The following is an 18463-nucleotide window of genomic DNA, read 5'->3' as shown; positions in this document are numbered from 1 at the left end:
TCAGAAATGAAGACTTGAAATTCATTTTATAATTTCCTTAGGAATAAAAAAAGAGGCTTACAATGAACTGCACCTCAATCTTGTGTCCAAGATTATGAGTGCAGTACAACAACAGCCTCTAAAAATTTTTATATAATTTAATTATAGTAGTTGTTTTGCAGTCTCAGCTTTAATCTCTAAAACTTTTCTTAAAAAAGGAAATTTTTCTTTCATCATATCAAATTCTTCGCCAGCCTCAACAAATCTAGCAGTCCCTACTATTAAAAATCCCGTTCCTTGATAATTATTGAAGCCCATAACATCCCTTGCTCCAAGAGTAACTTTTACTTTATTATTTACTTTAACATCAGCCTCTGTACTATTCATTCCTGCAGCAGGTAATAAAATTCTATCATCTTTTACAACTAAATATGTATTCCAAGTATTTGTTATATTTGCTTCACCATTTCCCCAAGAAACTATTGATACAACTCCTTCATAATTTAAAACTTCAAAAAACTTTTCATTGAATACCGACATAAATATCATCTCCTTTTTATTTTTGTATAAATATGTTATCATATAATAGTGACAAAAATAGACACCTTTTAGGAAAATTTATGAAAAAAGCTGAAAGACTCAATCAAGAATTAATATTTTTAAGTTCAAAAAAATTTTTTAACCTATCAGATTTAATAAATGAATTTAATATCTCAAAAAGAACTGCTCTAAGGGATATACAAGAGCTAGAATTAATGGGCTTATCTTTTTATGTTGAAAACGGAAGAAATGGAGGCTATAAATTAATAAATGAAAAATTAATAATTCCTGTGCATTTTGATATAGGCGAGTTGACCTCTATATTTTTTGCTTTGAAATCCCTAGAAGCTCTATCAACTACACCGTTTGAAAAGTCCTATCCCTTACTTTATAAAAAATTATTGGCAACTTTACCCTTGAATCAAAAAGAAAAAATTTTAAAATTATTAAAAGTTGTGGATTATCATAGTATACCTCCAGTCAACCCCACTAATTATTTAACTATGGTTTTAGAGGCTATATTAGATTTAAAAATTATAAATATTCTATATACTCAGCATGAAAAAGTATTTAAAAAAGTACTTCCTTATAATTTATTCTATAGAAATGGAGTTTGGTTCTGCCATGCCCTAGATATAAATAACAATATGTTTGGAGTCTATAGATGTGATTATATAAAAGAATGTGCTATTAACACAATGAAACATTCCTATACGCCAGAAGATTTAAAAAGTTTTTTGAACCTCTATGAAGAAACATATCACAATATTGAGTTCAAATGTGCACTAACTAAATTTGGCAAAGAGCTATTTATGAAAAAAAATTATCCAAATATGCGATTAGAAGAAATTAATAATCAATCTTATATATTTGGCTGTTTCAATAAAAAGGAACTAGACTATATGGTTCATTATTTAGTCGGTTTGGGCGACAATGTAAGAATTGAATATCCTAAAATTTTAAAAGACGCCTATATTAAAAAATTAAAAAAAATTTTAAAAAAATACGATTAATAAATTAGTCATATCTACATTTTTGAAAAATGACTTATTAAAAAATAAGAAGATTAACCCTTACTTTTCATAAAAATTAATCCTCAAAAAATTTCTCTAGATATCCTTATTTATCTTTTGAATTTAAAATATTGAGAATTTTTTATTTCAAATAAAATATTTCAGTAATTTAAAAATGAAAAACTATTGATAAAAATTCTTTAGACTGAGCTATATTTCAAAAATCTAATTGAAAAAATTTTTTTATATGTTATAATAAAACTATAATATTTCTGACCCTTCCGCTATTTCCAGGAGGTTTTGGGCCTAATGTCGTCACTGGAGTTGGCTCTGTTTATAATAGTTCAGATTAATCACGAATATTTCTACATATTACGGATACTGTATATTTTAAATACCTGACTACCACTTATTTTTTGGCGACTAAAACCGTAATGAGGCGACTGGTCGGATTTTCTTTTTTTTATGGTTATCTTAGAAAAAATGAGTTTTGGAAAAACGAAAATTTTTCTTAGATACCCAAATGTGAATAAAAACAAATTTTATATATAATTGGAGAAAAAATATGAAAATAATTACCAAAGATTTAACAGATATTTTTGAAGAAGTCATCAGCAAACTTTATCCTGATAAGGATTTAAAAGCTCTAGAGATTTCTATTGCAACCAATGAAAATTTTGGAGATTTTCAATGTAATTTTGCAATGATGAATTCTAAAATTATTGGAGATAATCCTAGAAAAATTGCAGAAAAAATAAAAGAAAATTTTCCTAAAAATGACATTATAGAAAATATTGAAATCGCTGGACCAGGATTTATAAATATATTCTTAAAAAATTCCTATATTTCAAATTCTATAAATAAAATTGGAGAAAAATATGATTTCTCTTTTTTAAATACTAAAGGTGATGTTATAATAGATTACTCTTCTCCTAATATTGCTAAAAGAATGCATATTGGGCATTTAAGATCGACAATAATTGGTGATTCAATCTATAGAATATATAAATATTTGGGTTATAATATGATTGCAGATAATCATATTGGAGATTGGGGAACACAGTTTGGAAAGCTTATCATAGGCTACAACAACTATCTAGATAAGGAAGCTTATAAAAAAAATCCTGTAGATGAATTAGAAAGAGTCTATGTTGAATTTTCTAAGGCTGCTGAAGAAAATCCTGAACTTGAAGATGTTGCCAGAGCTGAATTAAAAAAATTACAAGATGGTGATGAACAAAATAATGCTCTTTGGAAAGAATTTATAGAAGCTTCTCTGAATGAATATAATAAACTTTATAAGAGAATGGACATACATTTTGATACCTACTATGGTGAATCTTTTTATCATCCTATGATGCCTAAAGTTGTTGAAGAATTAGTTGAAAGAAAAATAGCTATAGATGATGAAGGAGCCAAAGTTGTATTTTTTGATGAAAATGATAATTTATTTCCTTGTATAGTACAAAAAAAAGATGGTGCTTTTCTCTATGCAACATCTGATATAGCAACTGTAAAATTTAGAAAAGATAATTATAATTTAAATAAAATTATATATGTTACCGATGAAAGACAGCAAGATCACTTTAAACAATTCTTTAAAATAACAGATATGCTGGGTTGGAATGTTGAGAAACACCATATTTGGTTTGGAATAATGAGATTTTCTGATGGTATTTTTTCGACTCGTAAAGGAAATGTTATAAGGCTTGAAGAGCTTTTAGATGAAGCTCACAATCGTGCTTATCAAATAGTTAATGAGAAAAATCCTGAATTAGATGAAGAAGAAAAACAAAATATTGCTGAGGTTGTTGGTATAAGTTCCGTTAAATATGCAGACTTGTCTCAAAATAGGCAGAGTCCAGTTATCTTTGAATGGGATAAAATTTTAAGTTTTGAAGGAAATACGGCTCCTTATTTGCTTTATTCATATGCACGTATTCAATCTATTCTTTCAAAGCTTAATGACAAAAATGTTATTCTAGATGAAATTATTTCTATAAAGCTAGAGAATAAATTTGAAAGAGCCTTAGCAAGTTATTTATTAAATTTTCCATTATCAATTTTAAAGGCAGCTGAATCATTTAAACCTAACTTAATTGCCGATTATCTATATGAATTATCAAAAAAATTGAATAGCTTTTATAACAATTGTCCTATACTTAATCAAGATATTGAAACTTTAAAATCAAGAGCTAAGCTCATAAAGAAAACTGGTGAAGTTTTAAAAGAAGGTCTTAGTTTATTAGGTATAAAGGTATTAAATAAAATGTAAAAAAAAAAATGGGCTGTTGCAAAACTTTTTAAAATTTAATTTGCAATAGCCCCTTGTTTTTTATTTTTTTATCTTTGTTGTCTTTACTCCACCTTTTGATGAAACTTTTTCAACATTTTTATTTTTATTTATAATCGGTACATTTGCTATTAAAGCTACTTTTCTAGGGTCATCTTCACAAGGTGAAATTTCTATATTTAGTTTCGATTTATCAATTTCAACATATTTTGATAAAACTTTCAAAATATCATCCTTCATATCTTCTAAAACTCCTGAAGGTAACATTGCCCTATCTTGAATTAAAACGAACTTTAATCTATTCTTTGCATCCTCTTTTGATTTTTCTCTTTTAAAAAAACTAAAAATACCCATTTTATCACCTTTTGAAAACATATTTTATTTTGTCCAATAAGCCCATTTTTACATTTAAATCCAAAAATGGAATATCTTCACCTTTAATTCTTTTAGCTATATTCTTATAAGCTTTAGCGGCTAAGCTATCGCCTTTATACACTAAAGGTTCTCCCTTATTTGTTGAAATAACTATTGCTTCATCATCAGGAACTACCCCAATAAGCTTAATTGCTAATATGTCTAACATATCATCAACGCTTAGCATATTACCTTCTCTTACCATCTCCATCTTTATTCTATTGACAATTAATTTTGGCTCCTTTATCCCTGAAGCTTCTAAAAGCCCTATAATTCTATCTGCATCTCTTGTCGCTGAAATTTCTGGCGTTGTAACAACTACTGCTTCATCCGCCGCAACAATAGCATTCTTAAAGCCTTGCTCTATCCCTGCTGGACAATCAACTAGAATAAAATCAAAATCATCTCTTAAAGTTTTTATTAATGTTTGCATTTGTTCTGGCGAAACATCATTTTTATCTCTTATTTGAGCTGCGGGTAAAAGAGAAAGATTAGAGCATCTTTTATCTCTTATCAAAGCTTGAGCTATTCTACATCTTCCTTCTATTACATCTACCAAATCATACACTATTCTATTTTCTAAGCCCATCACAACATCAAGGTTTCTAAGACCTATATCTGTATCTATAAGTAAAACTTTACTTCCTGCTTCAGCAAGAGCTGCTCCTATATTTGCAGTAGTAGTAGTTTTTCCAACTCCACCTTTTCCAGAAGTAATAACTATAACTCTCGCACTCATCTTATCACAACTCCTCAATTATTAATTCTTGATTTTTTATATGAGCAATCTTAAATTTATTAGATTTCTTAACTCTATTTGAATCTAAAATTTCTTTTTGTAAATTATTTATGGTTTTTATACCTATAGTTATTTGTATAGGATTAAATGCTGCTGCACTTACAAAAGCATCTGGTTCTCCATTAAGCCCTGCATAAACAGTTCCATTTAAATGTCCTATCACAAGTATATTACCTTTTGCTTTTACAATAGCACCTGGATTAACATCTCCCATTATAACTATATTTCCATCATATTCTATCTTAGCTCCAGATCTCAAAGTACCCCTATAAAAATATGTTTTCCCTTCTTCTGCCAAAGGTTTGGACAGTTTATATCTCATATCTTCTTTATTAAATTTTTCTGAGAAAACATATGCTATTACTATATCACTATTTTCCGTAACTACTTTTATCAAAATGTTTTCTTCTTCTGTACTTAAAGGTCTACCTGCAAATTCTATAGCTAAGTTACTTTTACCAATAAAAGCTCTTGCTTCACTTAACTTGCTAGCTAATTTTTCAGATAAAGTTAAAAAATCTATTTTAGGATCTAAATTTATTTCTAATCTATCTTTTTTCCCTTTAATTACTATATGGTTACTCATAAACTCACCTTTAAAAAAAAATATGGTATATTTTTAAAAAGTATACCATATCAAACTTGCTTTTTCAAATATAATAAAATTATATATTCCAATTTTCTAATTTTTTTCTTAAAATTTCAGTTTCTACTTGTAGGTCTTTCATTAAATATTCTAATATTTCTTTTGTTGTTCTTTCCTCATTTACCATTGCTGCAACTTGTCCAGACATTATACTTCCATTTTCTGCATCTCCATCTACAGCTGCAAGTTTTAAACTTCCTTTTCCTAATTCCTCTATTTCTTCTTTACTTGCTCCCATTTTCTCTAAATTTAACATCTCTTTTGCTAATTTATTTTCTATTACTCTCACAGGATGCCCAGTAAAATTTCCAGTAGTTACTGTTGATCTATCTTTCGCCTTCAAAATAGCATTTTTATAATTCTGGTGAATTAGACATTCTTTTGCAGTTAAAAATATAGTTCCACATTGAACAGCCTCTGCTCCCATAGAAAGCGCTGCTAAAAATTGTTTTCCACTAGCTATTCCTCCAGCTGCAATAACTGGAATTTTAACAGCATTCACAATTTGAGGTAAAAGAGCCATAGTTGTTATACTTCCAACATGCCCTCCACTTTCCGTACCTTCTACAATTACTGCATCTACTCCTATTTTTTCCATTCTCTCTGCTAATTTAACAGTGGGAATTACAGGAATTATTTTTATACCTGCCTCTTTAAGTTTTTCTACAAAAGGTCCTGGATTTCCAGCTCCAGTTGTTATAACTTTAACTCCTTCTTCTATACATACATCAACTTGTTCTGCAACATCAGGACGAAGAAGCATTAAATTTACACCTATTGGATTATTTGTTATTTTTTTTGCTATTTTTATATTTTTTCTTAAAAGCTCTGGCTCCATACCACCACCAGCAATAATACCTAAGCCACCATCTCTTGAAACAGCTCCAGCTAATTCTCCATTAGATATCCATGCCATAGCTCCTTGAAATATAGGATATTTTATCCCTAACAATTCACATATTTTATTATTTTTCATTCAATAACCCCCTGTAAAATATATCTTATATTTCTACTTTGTCATATTATAAATATACCCTAAGGGAAAATACGCATATATTAAGTATCTTAGTGCTGCTTCCTTCCAGACCTGACACGGTTCAATATCAATATATCGTAAAACCCTAAGGGCTATTAATTATATCACTTTAAATAAATACTGTCAATTATAAAATACTTCTCATCAATTCAAAAATTTGTTTAAATACTCCTCTTTTATTTTTTCCCTCATTTTAACTTTTAAAGAAGAATTTTCATCGTTTATAATTTTTTCAAAAATATCTGCAAAGTCTGTTTTTAAAATTAATTTTCTACTCCTAGTATCATAAGTATAAGATACTTCTCCACCTTTTAGTTCTGAAAGAATAGGAATTACTAATTCTCTTATTAAATCATCTCCAATTTTCATAGTTTTAGCTAATTCTTCTCCATTTAACTTTAAATTCTTAAAATATATCTTTCCTTCAGTATGCAAAAATTCATTATCTGTGTAAACATATTGATTTACTGCTGCCTCACCTGCTATAAAAGTTCTATTATTAAAATCTACTGAGTTTAACTCTGGAACATTTAAGGACATTTCTGTTTGATATTTTTGAAAATTAATATATCCTCGTAACTCTCCTATTGTTTGACCTTTTTCTCCAAATAATTTAAAACTAATATTATTTTTATTCTCTGTTATTTTTGATGAAAAGTCTTTTATTTCTCCGTTGAAGTTAATTCCATACATATTTGATGTCAAACTAATGCTATCAAAATATAATTCCCAGTCATCTTTATTTTCTTGAATATTTTCTAGGAATTTCCTTCTATCAATTTCATTTACTAGCTTTAAATATTTTAAGTAAAATTCATATATTTTTTGCTCATAGACAGTATTTAAATATAGATTTATATAGCTATCTAAATCCTGTAATATAAATTTATTCTTATTTAAAAAATCCTTCACGATCTCATTTAAAATTTCTTTAAATTGTTCCCCTTTTCTAAGTTCATTAAATTGAAATTTAATTTTTTCTAAATCCATATTTTTTGCTATATTCTTTGATGACTTTCCAATCTTTGATATTTCATTTAAAACTTCTGAAATATTATCTCTTCTTACATCCCTTATTTTCTTTAAACTGTCTTTTATATCATCCAAATCGTTAAAGTTAGGATCACTTTTCAAACCTTGCTTTATTGTTTCAAGATTCGCATATTTCTCCTTTATGGCCTCATCTATTTTTACACTGTCTATGTCTATTTTTTCTAAATATAAACTTTTTAATTCATTTAGAACTTGATCTCTTTTAAAGTTTTCTTCTGCCTCTGTTATACGATCTGAAAAAATATCATTTTTATTTGAAATCTTTATATCATTTGGTTCTATATTCTCAAAAAATACCATATTTTCTATTTCAGTATCACTGAATGTAACTCTTTTTTTAGAATAGTCAACATTATAATAACTTTTAAACTCATCTATTTTTATAAATTGACTATCTTTATTTACTGTACTTGATATTTTTATATCCTTTATCACTATATAATTATCCAAAGGACTCAAAAAAACATTTTCTATATAAACTGGTGCATTATTTATCTTACTCAATTTTCTTTGCAAAATTTCCTTCATTATAAAATCTTTAGCAAGAAAAACTCCAACTATAAGAATAAATATAAGCAAAAATATCAAAACAATTACTCTCTTCACTTTAGTTATCATATTTAACCCCTATACAAATTTTTTTATTAAGATTTTTAATTTATCTTTCCTAGATAAACCTCTTTCTTCACAAACAATAAATTTTCCAATTTTCCTTATAATTATTACATCCCCCATATTTATCTTAGCTTTCTTTTCTCTTTCAACTTTATAATTCACTTGAACATTTCCTAAATCAATATAATTAACTGCTGCTACTCTTGAAAAATTTGAAAGCTCTGCCACCACACTGTCAAGCCTTAGTGAGACTACTCTTATATCAAATTCCTTAAATTCAGTTTTTGGAATTTCATCTGATTCAATTTCTATAACTTCAACAGGTGAGGTATTTATTTTTGTTAAGTTTTCTTTTAAAAAATTAAACATATCTTCTATTATTATACCATAACAAATTTCATTCTTTATTAACAAATCACCAAATACTTCTCTCTTTATTCCCAGACTTAAAATAGTTCCTAAATAATGCTTGTGTTCCAGCGAAACAAATTTTGACTTTTTTAGAATTTTAAAAAACTTCACTGGAAAAAATATACATTCTTTTGGAAAATCTTTTGGATAAAAGGCTATTATATTTTTTTCACTTTCTTCGTTCAAAGCTTTTAGTTCAAATTTTACATCCTTGCAACTTAAATTTTTTAATTGTGAAAGTGGATAGAAATTACTTGAATAAATTACAGTATCATTTTTCAAACATAATTCTATACAGTTATTTAATTTTTCCATTTTTCTTCCTTCTCTTTTCTAATCAACTTATACATATACTACCATAAATTCTATTTTTTTAAAGCTTATTTTTGATTTATACTCACAGTCTTTTTATATAACTTAGAGAGAAATAATAAATTTATAAAGTAACTTGAAAGATTATTTAAAGAAGTATATAATATTAAGATAAATCGCTACTTTTTGTAGCAAACTTTTAAAGTGAGGTATTAAAATATGGTTAAGAAAAAATATATAGCTCCAAATCTTATTACTGCAGGAAATATGTTTTTAGGATATTTAAGCATAACTGAATCTATAAAGGGCAGATATGATATGGCAATTTGGTTTATTATTCTTGCTATGATCTGTGATGGTTTAGATGGAAAAACAGCTAGAAAGTTGGATGCTTTTAGTGAATTTGGTAAGGAATTTGATTCATTTTGTGATGCTATTTCATTTGGCTTAGCTCCCTCAATGTTAGTATATTCAATTTTAAGCTCTTCTGTTCCAACAGGAGTTTTTACGCTACCTGTTTCATTTATATATGCTCTTTGTGGAGTTATGCGTCTTGTTAAATTCAATATAATAAATGTTGCATCAAGCGAGAAAGGTGATTTCAGCGGAATGCCTATACCTAATGCTGCAGCAATGGTAATATCTTACTATATGATTTGTGTCACAATTTATAAAAATTTTGATTTTCAGCTATTTGACATAAATATCTTTATAGGTGTAACAGTTATTTCTGCTAGTTTGATGGTAAGTACTATACCATTTAAAACTCCAGATAAAACTTTCTCTTTTATTCCTAAAAAATTAGCACCTATTTTAATACTGATTATTATTATCACTTTAAAATATAGCCTTTTTGTAGTTTCTTTCACCTATACAATTTTAAATTTGATTTCTTATTTCAATAGAAGATTTTTCCCTGAAAGCTCTTTAGAAGATCCTACTATTGAGGAATTTATTGAAGTTGTTGAGGAGGAGTAATTTTTATGTTTTCTCAAGAAGATAAAATTAACATTTTAATCATAAGATTTAAAAGAATAGGAGATGCAATCTTAACACTACCGCTTTGTAATTCTTTAAAAAAAACTTTTCCAAATGCTAGTGTAGATTATGTATTATATGAAGAAATGGCTCATTTATTCTATAATCATCCTTATATAGATAATGTCATTACCATAAAAGATGAAGAAAGAAAAAATATTTTTAAATATATTAAAAAAGTTTACAATATCACTAGAAAAAAATATGATATCATCATTGATGTTATGTCAACCCCAAAAAGCGAACTATTTTGCCTTTTTTCTTTAAAAAGTCCTTTAAGAATAGGAAGATATAAAAAATGGAGAGGCTATACTTATACTCATAAAATGAAAGAACCTGAATCTTTAAATAAGGTTGATAAATTTTTAAAACAGTTGTTATCTCCAATATCAGATATCGGATTTAATTTAAATTTATCCTATGATTTCAAATTTTCAGCTAGCGATGAAGAAAAAGAAAAATATAAAAAAATCATTCAGGCTGCTGGCGTTGATTTTTCAAAACCTATCATAGCTTTTTCTATTTATTCTAGAGTTCAACATAAAATATATCCAATTGAAAAAATGAAAAAAGTTGTTAATTATCTAATAGATAAATATGATGCTCAAGTAATATTTTTCTTTTCACCTGAACAAAAAATTGCAATACAAAATATACATAAAGAGATGGGAGAAAATAAAAATATTTTTTCCAATATAGAAACTCCCACTATAAGAGAATTAATTCCTTTTTTGGAAAACTGTGATTTTTATATAGGAAATGAAGGAGGGGCAAGGCATCTTGCACAGGGAATTGATTTACCTTCCCTTGCAATTTTTAGCCCCAGTTCTGAATTAAAAGAATGGCTTCCTTTTCCAAATCATAAAAATATGGGATTATCACCATATAGTGTTTCTCTTGAGTTTAATATGTCAAACGAAGACTTTATAAAATTAAGTACTGAAGAGAAGTTTAATCTCATATCTGTAGACATTATCTGTAATAAGATTGATCAATTATTCGAAAATAACAAAAGGAAGTAGTCTATGAACAAAAAAATTATATACTATGTTCTCTCTAATCTATTTAAAATTTTAATTTTCCTATTTATCTTTCCAATTGGAATTAGCATTTACTATAGAGAAGAGCCTAGAATTTATATTTCGTTTGTTATTCCAGTAATTATTTTAGCTATACTTGCCTATAAATTTTCCAAGGAAAATCCAGAAGATCATAGTTTTTTTTCTAGAGAAGGTTTAGTTATTGTATCTCTCTCATGGTTACTTGTATCTTTTTTTGGAGCTCTTCCCTTCTATTTAAGTGGCAGTATACCTAATTTTGCAAATGCTTTTTTTGAAAGCGTAAGTGGCTTTACAACAACAGGTGCATCAACTCTAACTGATATTGAAGCTATGAGCAAATCTATAATTTTCTGGAGAAGTTTTACACACTTAGTTGGAGGGATGGGAGTTTTAGTTTTAGTTCTAGCTATACTTCCAAAAGGTAATAATAAAGCTCTATATATAATGAGGGCAGAAGTTCCTGGGCCCAGTGTAGGAAAATTAGTAGCTAAAATGAGTTATAATTCAAGAATATTATATATCATCTATCTTTCTATAACTGGAATATTGATAGTTCTTTTAATGTTTGGAGGTATGAATTTTTTTGATTCTTGTATCCATGCATTTGGGACTGCTGGAACTGGAGGATTTAGCTCAAAAAATTCTAGTATTGCATTCTACAATAGTTCCTATATACATTATGTTTTAAGTTTTGGAATGCTAGCTTTTGGATTAAATTTTAACCTATTCTATCTATTATTATTAGGGAATATAAGACAGGTCCTAAAAAGTGAAGAAACAAAATATTATTTATTTTTTATATTTGGCTCTACATCTTTAATCTGCTTTAATCTTTACAAAACCTACAGTTCCGTATTCGATATGATAAGAGATGTATTTTTTACTGTCTCTTCTGTTATAACCACAACTGGCTATTCGACTGTAAATTTTGGAGACTGGCCTCTTTTTTCTCAAGTAATACTTTTATTTCTTATGTTTATAGGAGGCTGTGCAGGTTCTACTGCAGGTGGATTTAAAGTCGCTAGAGTAGTAATTGTTTTAAAAAAAGTTCTTAAAGAATTTAAAAAAATTGGGCATCCTAATAAAGTTATAAATTTAAAACTAGATGATAAGCCAGTTGATAAAGATATGACGGATGGAGTCAGCACTTATTTTTTACTTTATGTTACAACTTTTTGTATATTACTTTTAATTGTTTCTTTAGAAACTAACAGCTTTTTAACAGCTTTTAGTGCCATTGCCGCAACATTTAATAATATAGGGCCTGGGCTTGATGCTGTAGGACCTACGTATAATTTTTATAATTTTTCATCTCCTATGAAGTATATATTGTCCTTAGGAATGTTATTAGGGCGTTTAGAAATTATACCCCTTCTTATTCTTATATCTCCTCGAATTTACAAGCATATTGATTAAAAAAAGAGGATATTGCAAATTTATCTCTAAAGAATACTTATATTGGTTTCATGAGTTGGGCTTCTATTTATAGACTAAAAAGCATTTTATAACCATTAGTCATAACTTGAGTAGATGCCTTTTTCATATCTCCAATTATAAAAAATAGTTAGTTTTTATAAATAGCTTTACGTCCTGCAGGCTTTAAAATAAAAAAGTACCCAATTTTTATATTGAGTACTTTATAAATTCATATGTTGTAATGTATCCACATACTAATAATCATTATAGTTTTTTCTTTATTTTCAATGTTTTTTATTTTTTGATATGAAATGGAATACCCCCAGTATAGAAAAAAGTATAAAATGTAAATCCTTTTTTTTAATTTTTACAAATAAAATATGCAACTTCATAACTCAAAGTTTTATTTTTAAAGCTTCTTATATTTGTAACTGATGGTCTTTGAAGTCCTGTCACTCCTGTATATTTTAGATGTCTTAGAAGTTCTAGAGGAGATTCAAAATTTATTTTTATAGTTTCTTTGTAAAAAGATCTTTCTTTAAAGTACAGCTTAGCTACCTCTTCTATTTCTTCTAAAGATCTATAGTTTAAAGAAAGCCCAAAATGCTCTTTAATTTCAATTAAATTACCTGCAATATAGGTTGAAAAGCATAATTTTTTAGATGATTCAGAAATTTTTTTTAAAAGTCTATCTAAATCAGATACCCATTGAAATACTGAGCTGGAAAGTATTAAATCACTTTTGTCTATAGTTATATTTAATACATCTCCTTCTTTAAAAATCTTATATTCAATATCTGCTATATACTTCCTCACATCAAACTTGTCATTTAAAATTAAATTGTTTTTCCCAGTTATTTCTTTTCGATATTCTCTAGTAAAAATTCCTGTGCCACAACCAATTTCAAAAATTGTATTATTCTCTTCTTTAAAAACATCTTTCTTAGACATATAATTTACTAAATTTTTTGCAACCTTTTTTTGTACAGATGAATAATTTTCGTATTCATCAAAATGTTTATTAAAATTCATCTATGCTGCCTCAACTTTACTTTTTATTCTTCTATTATAATTTTAAAATCTTTTAAACAGGAAAAAGGATAGTGACCACAATTAATAATTTTATACTTTACTCCATTTTCTCTGTAAAATTTTTCTTGTTTTGCTCTAGGTATTATTCTATCATAACTACCTATATAAGAATAATCTATAATATTTTTTAATAATTTATAATTTTTTTTAAAATATTCTAGTTCATATTTAATTTCTTCAAAATTTTTAGAGCTCTTTTGAAAAAACTCATCTATATCCATATTATCATAAAACTTTAAAAGCCTTTCAGGGTCAAGTGTATCAAGAGTTAAATTAAACATTTTTTCATTTATTCCATATTTCCCTATTGTTTCAGAAAGTCCATTTATCGCAATTGATCTGCTATATCTGAGTTTTTTATTTTCATTTAGAAATTTATTTAAATAATAAACTCCAAAGGACCATGCAATAAATATAATATCTTCATATCCTAATAGTTCTTTGATTTCTATATTATATGGAAAATTAACTATTTCTACTTCATAAGAGCTTGTGTTTTTAACACTTGACAAAATTTTATTATCCATTCCCCAACCATTAAAAAAATATATTTTTTTCATCTAATCCTCTTTTAATCTATTCATCTCCAATTTTAAAGTCCTATAGAAAATCTCTAAATCTTTTACTTTCATATCTGCTGACAAGCTCAAACGCAACCTTGCTGTTCCCTTAGGTACTGTAGGCTCTTTTATTGCATAAGTTTGATAAAAATGTTTTTTTAGAGCTTCTACTAAAGCATTCGTTTTTTTATTATCTCCTATTATAACACTTATAATATGCGTATTAGAAACTGTTTTTATATCTAAGCTTTTCAATTTTTCTAAAGAAAATTTTACCAGTTTTTCTAAATCTTTCATCTTAGTTTCAAAACTTTTAATATTTTTCAATATATATAAGTTCCAAAGATTGTTTATTGGTGGTAAGGCTGTTGAATAAATGAATTTCCTACTTTTATTTATTAAATACCTTTTATATAATTCATCACATATAACATAAGCTCCTACTGATGCCCCCCCTTTGCCTAGAGGTATTACTAAGAAATCTATATGCTTAACTAAATTTTGTTTGTGTGCTAATCCATAAGAAAATACTCCATAGGAATGAGCTTCATCCACCATGAGTTGAAATTCATATTTGTTTTTTAGAGCAACTATTTTCTCTATATCGGCTATATCTCCATCCATACTATAAACTGTTTCTGTAACCACAAGTATATCTTTATATTTTCTGGAATATTTTTCTAATAGTCTTTCAAGTGCCATATTATCAAGATGATTATATCTCAGTATTTTTGCTCCTGAGTTTATGCAACCATCATAAATACTCGCATGATTTAATCTATCACTTATAATTAAACTATCTTTATTATAAAAAGTTTCTATTAGAGAAGAATTTGCATCAAAACCTGAATTATAAATTAAGCAAGGCTTCCCATATATTCTTTCAACTTCTTTCTCTAATTTCATTACAATAGAATAGGAACCATCTATTAATCTCGAAGAAGCAGAAGTAAATTTAAAATCAGAAAAATTAATCTTTGAAAAAAAATCGTCAAATATATATTTATCCTTCATTATTCCCAAATAATCATTTGACGAAAGATTAAAAAGACCTTTATCATTTGTTTTGATATCTCGCAACCTAAAATCTTCTTCCAGATTTCTTAATTCATTTTCTAGACTTTCTCTTAACATAAATATTCCTCAATTTTATTCCATATATTCTTATTTTTCAAAATATGTTTCTTTTAAATACGAATACATAAAAGCACATTCTTCTGAATTAAGTTTAAGATTTTTACAAATTATTTTTGGGAGATTAATAATATTTGCAAATTTCAAAAGCGAAGTGATAGTTATATATTTTTCTTCTGAATCAGCGGACGAAGATATTTCAAAAATAATATTAGCATTAGATTTACTCTTAATAGGTAATAAATATCTAAAAGAATCATATCTCTTTTTTATTATCTCTTCTCTCAGCCATTCAATACTACCACCAAATTCATAGTATAGCTTTATATTAAAGTCACTTTTAGTATTTATATCTGTACTCATTTTTAATCCTCCCTATAAAAATAAGCAATTATATTATTTATAATAGAAAAAATATCTATTATTAATGATAACATATATTTTTTTAAATTCATAGAACAAATTATAAACAATAGCTTCAGTCTTTCTAACAATTTTTTCAGTTACTTAATTAAGGTATTTTGTAATACTCTTCTACTTCTTGACAATTTTTAAAACCTTGTAATTTAGCTATATTATTCATATTTTCTATTGCTAAATTATTATTTTTTTCATACATTTCTATTATAAAATTTAAATATGAATACAAGGTTTTTTCAGAATAAGAATACAATTCTCCTTTCAAATAAGTTTCTATTGAAGTTTCTTCTGGAGTGTCTTGATAACTATAAAGAGCTCTCCCCATAGAAGCATATACAGGATAACTTGAAAAAAATTCTTCTTCCCATTTCATATAAATTAACATTATTTTATTAACTAAATCTTTCTTTTCTAGTGATATTTCCTCTAAAATATATTCTATCTTTTTGTATTCTCCTTCCATAGTATATTTCATCATTCTTGCATATTTTTTAAAAACAGGATTTTGTGCCGAGTTTAAATCTTTCCAATATGAAAGTAATGTTTCTATATTAAATGTAAGCCACTGTGATTTTCTCATTATAATAAATTCTTCCTTATTATCTTGACAGATAGCTCTTCCTCCAATATTATTTAAATTTGAAAAATATTCCCATTCTTTCTCTAAAATTTTTTCTATTATCTCATTTTTTTCTTTCATCTTTTCTCCATCAATAAGTTCAATCCAACCATGGTGAATAATTTTTAAAAAAATCATCATCTATATTTTTTTGTATATCCACTCCAAAATCACCTAAAAAATCACTTTCAATTTGTGTAAAATTTTGTTTCTTTAATTCTTTTATTAGGATTTCACAAATTTCCTTTATATAAGGTATTTTATTTTGTGAAAACACCATATCTTGAAAAATTTTATAAATTTCTACCCCTAATATTTCTAAATCTAGAAGAGCTCTATTCGCCCATTTATAAAATATTTTATACCTCCTATTAATAAGAAATACTAAATGAATTACTTCATCAACAAATAGATATAAAGCTTGATTTGCAGCTATAAAATCATTTCTTTTTAAACATCTTATATAATTATATTGACCATGTTGAGAAATGTTCATACAACGAGTTGCAATTTTATTAAGTCTTATTGCTTCAGGATAATAATCTAAAAGCCCTTCTCTAATTTTAGAAAAGTATCCTAAGTTATCAAGAAATACCTCTCCATTTGTCACTGTTGCCAAAGCAGTTTCAGGAATATTCTTCCATTCCAAAATCGTTTTAGGAACTCTTGTAAGACCTAAAAATTTAAAATAAAAATCTTCTAAAATTAGACAATTTCTTCTACCCTTTCCCCATTCACTTTCTTTTATAGCTGAAAAATCTTTAAATTCTTTTGGTAAATTCTCAAGAACTATGTTTATTTTATCTCTATATTTCCTATAGTCATTCTCTTTCAACCATATACAAACTGAAGGGCCAAAATCATGATCCCTCGATATTTCATCGTCATAAGTAAAACATTCCGACCCTTCTCCTACTAAACCAAAAGCACAAAGAGGAAGAACTTGTTTTAATTTTTCTTCAAAAGCTGGCAAAACTATATCATAAAAATATCTTCTTGACAATTCTAAACCTTTCACTATTTAATCTCCTTATTTAACACTTCTTCTTTTAAAAATTTTATATTGCTGACAATATTTTTATAATTATCACTTTCTTCTCCCATTGTTAACTTTGATATTTCAGCTGCCTTTTCAAAAAATTGAACTGCTTTTTGAAAATTCCTTTCATTAAAATAATAAATTGCCATATTATTAAGAGAAGCTGCATATAAGGGATGATTAGTTCCTACATTTTTTTCAAACATTTCAAGAGATTTATTTAAATAATCTATGGCTTTTTCTTTCATTCCCATCTGTAAAGTTGGATTGAACAGATTACTAAGAGTAACTGCATATTCCAGTAAATATTCTTCTTTATCCAAATCTTTTAATATCTTTAAACTCTTTATATGTAGTTCATATGCTTTAGTAAATTCATTTATATTTTGATAGTACAGTCCAAAATTATTGCACAGTCCTGCAAAAGAAAAAGTCTTATCCATATTATTTTTTATATATATATCAAATATTTTCTTGTAATTTTCTTCAAGTAAATTATACTTTCCAGCAAACCTATAAACTTCCGTCAAATTAAGTAATGTTGTTGCATAGGCAATATTCTCTTCTTTATATTTTTTTAAAATAATTTCCATTGCCTCTTTTAACTTAGATTCTGCTTCTTCATACAAACCGATATATTTTAAAGAACCTCCTAGTTCATTTAAGTTTTTTAAATATTCATCACTTTCTTTTCCATAATTAATGGCTATAAAAGTTAAAATTTCTCTTAAACACTCTACTTCTTTTAAATTATTTCCTTCTATTTGATATTTTTCTCTCTTTCTTTTTAAATTATCTAAATCCATATTTCCTCCAATAATTTTATTATTTTAAGTATATTATTTTATATTAATAAAGTCAATTTTGAAATACGACTTTGTTTATATAATATTTCTAAGTAAAAATAAAAAACACACCTTTAAGTGTGCTTATCTATATATAAATATATTTTTTTTAAATGGCGCTTCCTAAT

Annotated in this window: 17 protein-coding genes, 1 other RNA gene and 1 pseudogene; 5 read left to right on the top strand and 14 right to left on the bottom strand. The window is 26.6% G+C overall.

Annotated features, from left to right (window positions below; genetic code table 11):
- Positions 1 to 141: 141 nt before the first annotated feature.
- Positions 142 to 519 carry a pyridoxamine 5'-phosphate oxidase family protein gene (locus Q4A58_RS06440; RefSeq protein ID WP_303117606.1) on the bottom strand — a complete coding sequence of 126 codons (378 nt, stop codon included), beginning with the start codon at positions 517 to 519 and terminating at the stop codon, positions 142 to 144.
- 80 nt (positions 520 to 599) lie between these two features.
- On the opposite strand from Q4A58_RS06440, the gene Q4A58_RS06435 reads away from it, so the two are divergent.
- Together Q4A58_RS06435 and argS are read left to right on the top strand one after the other, a co-directional pair.
- Positions 600 to 1532, top strand: a complete 933-nt coding sequence (locus tag Q4A58_RS06435; RefSeq protein ID WP_303117604.1) for a YafY family protein — start codon at positions 600 to 602, stop codon at positions 1530 to 1532.
- A 565-nt stretch (positions 1533 to 2097) separates the two neighbouring features.
- Positions 2098 to 3807 carry an arginine--tRNA ligase gene (argS, locus tag Q4A58_RS06430; protein WP_303117602.1) on the top strand — a complete coding sequence of 570 codons (1710 nt, stop codon included), beginning with the start codon at positions 2098 to 2100 and terminating at the stop codon, positions 3805 to 3807.
- 60 nt (positions 3808 to 3867) lie between these two features.
- Here the strand turns inward: argS and minE are convergent, their stop codons facing one another.
- From minE to Q4A58_RS06395, 7 genes are all read right to left on the bottom strand, one after another.
- The gene (gene minE / locus Q4A58_RS06425) at positions 3868 to 4179 is read right to left on the bottom strand and encodes a cell division topological specificity factor MinE (protein ID WP_303117600.1); all 312 of its coding nucleotides are present in this window, start codon (positions 4177 to 4179) and stop codon (positions 3868 to 3870) included.
- A 4-nt stretch (positions 4180 to 4183) separates the two neighbouring features.
- Positions 4184 to 4978 (bottom strand): septum site-determining protein MinD, encoded by a 795-nt coding sequence (gene minD, locus Q4A58_RS06420; RefSeq protein WP_303117598.1) that lies wholly within the window; start codon positions 4976 to 4978, stop codon positions 4184 to 4186.
- A 4-nt stretch (positions 4979 to 4982) separates the two neighbouring features.
- Positions 4983 to 5624 (bottom strand): septum site-determining protein MinC, encoded by a 642-nt coding sequence (minC, locus tag Q4A58_RS06415; protein ID WP_303117596.1) that lies wholly within the window; start codon positions 5622 to 5624, stop codon positions 4983 to 4985.
- 79 nt (positions 5625 to 5703) lie between these two features.
- The gene (locus tag Q4A58_RS06410) at positions 5704 to 6660 is read right to left on the bottom strand and encodes a nitronate monooxygenase (RefSeq protein ID WP_303117594.1); all 957 of its coding nucleotides are present in this window, start codon (positions 6658 to 6660) and stop codon (positions 5704 to 5706) included.
- 55 nt (positions 6661 to 6715) lie between these two features.
- Positions 6716 to 6810: signal recognition particle sRNA small type (ffs, locus tag Q4A58_RS06405), an RNA gene on the bottom strand.
- Positions 6811 to 6864: 54 nt separating this feature from the next.
- On the bottom strand, positions 6865 to 8391 hold the full coding sequence (locus tag Q4A58_RS06400) for a hypothetical protein (protein WP_303117592.1): 1527 nt from the start codon (positions 8389 to 8391) through the stop codon (positions 6865 to 6867).
- 9 nt (positions 8392 to 8400) lie between these two features.
- Complete coding sequence (locus tag Q4A58_RS06395) at positions 8401 to 9114, bottom strand: YlmH/Sll1252 family protein (RefSeq protein WP_303117590.1); 714 nt, start codon at positions 9112 to 9114, stop codon at positions 8401 to 8403.
- A 216-nt stretch (positions 9115 to 9330) separates the two neighbouring features.
- Between Q4A58_RS06395 and pssA the strand changes: the two genes are divergently transcribed.
- Genes pssA through Q4A58_RS06380 form a run of 3 tightly spaced genes read left to right on the top strand, consistent with a single transcriptional unit; the run spans position 9331 to position 12626 of the window.
- Positions 9331 to 10089 (top strand): CDP-diacylglycerol--serine O-phosphatidyltransferase, encoded by a 759-nt coding sequence (gene pssA / locus Q4A58_RS06390; RefSeq protein ID WP_303117588.1) that lies wholly within the window; start codon positions 9331 to 9333, stop codon positions 10087 to 10089.
- Between the two features lie 5 nt (positions 10090 to 10094).
- Positions 10095 to 11171 (top strand): glycosyltransferase family 9 protein, encoded by a 1077-nt coding sequence (locus tag Q4A58_RS06385; RefSeq protein ID WP_303117587.1) that lies wholly within the window; start codon positions 10095 to 10097, stop codon positions 11169 to 11171.
- A gap of 3 nt (positions 11172 to 11174) precedes the next feature.
- Positions 11175 to 12626 carry a TrkH family potassium uptake protein gene (locus Q4A58_RS06380; RefSeq protein ID WP_303117586.1) on the top strand — a complete coding sequence of 484 codons (1452 nt, stop codon included), beginning with the start codon at positions 11175 to 11177 and terminating at the stop codon, positions 12624 to 12626.
- 360 nt (positions 12627 to 12986) lie between these two features.
- Here Q4A58_RS06380 and Q4A58_RS06375 read toward each other — a convergent pair whose 3' ends face one another.
- The 6 genes and pseudogenes from Q4A58_RS06375 to Q4A58_RS08110 all read right to left on the bottom strand — a co-directional run bounded on the left by Q4A58_RS06375 (position 12987) and on the right by Q4A58_RS08110 (position 18296).
- Positions 12987 to 13658, bottom strand: coding sequence for a methyltransferase domain-containing protein (locus Q4A58_RS06375; protein WP_303117584.1), 672 nt, complete (start codon positions 13656 to 13658; stop codon positions 12987 to 12989).
- A gap of 23 nt (positions 13659 to 13681) precedes the next feature.
- A complete protein-coding gene (locus Q4A58_RS06370) occupies positions 13682 to 14278 on the bottom strand; it encodes a pimeloyl-ACP methyl esterase BioG family protein (RefSeq protein ID WP_303117583.1) in 597 nt (198 codons plus the stop codon).
- Complete coding sequence (locus Q4A58_RS06365; RefSeq protein ID WP_303117582.1) at positions 14279 to 15412, bottom strand: aminotransferase class I/II-fold pyridoxal phosphate-dependent enzyme; 1134 nt, start codon at positions 15410 to 15412, stop codon at positions 14279 to 14281.
- A 30-nt stretch (positions 15413 to 15442) separates the two neighbouring features.
- Positions 15443 to 15775 (bottom strand): hypothetical protein, encoded by a 333-nt coding sequence (locus Q4A58_RS06360; RefSeq protein WP_303117580.1) that lies wholly within the window; start codon positions 15773 to 15775, stop codon positions 15443 to 15445.
- A 148-nt stretch (positions 15776 to 15923) separates the two neighbouring features.
- A complete protein-coding gene (locus Q4A58_RS06355; protein WP_303117579.1) occupies positions 15924 to 16532 on the bottom strand; it encodes a DUF4125 family protein in 609 nt (202 codons plus the stop codon).
- Positions 16533 to 16551: 19 nt separating this feature from the next.
- A pseudogene (locus Q4A58_RS08110) lies at positions 16552 to 18296 on the bottom strand (DUF4037 domain-containing protein).
- Positions 18297 to 18463 lie beyond the last annotated feature (167 nt).

This window comes from Fusobacterium sp., from assembly GCF_030528405.1.
GTDB lineage: Bacteria > Fusobacteriota > Fusobacteriia > Fusobacteriales > Fusobacteriaceae > Fusobacterium.
Note: the sequence above shows the minus strand (reverse complement) of the source record. Positions and strands in the feature narration are given on the sequence as shown.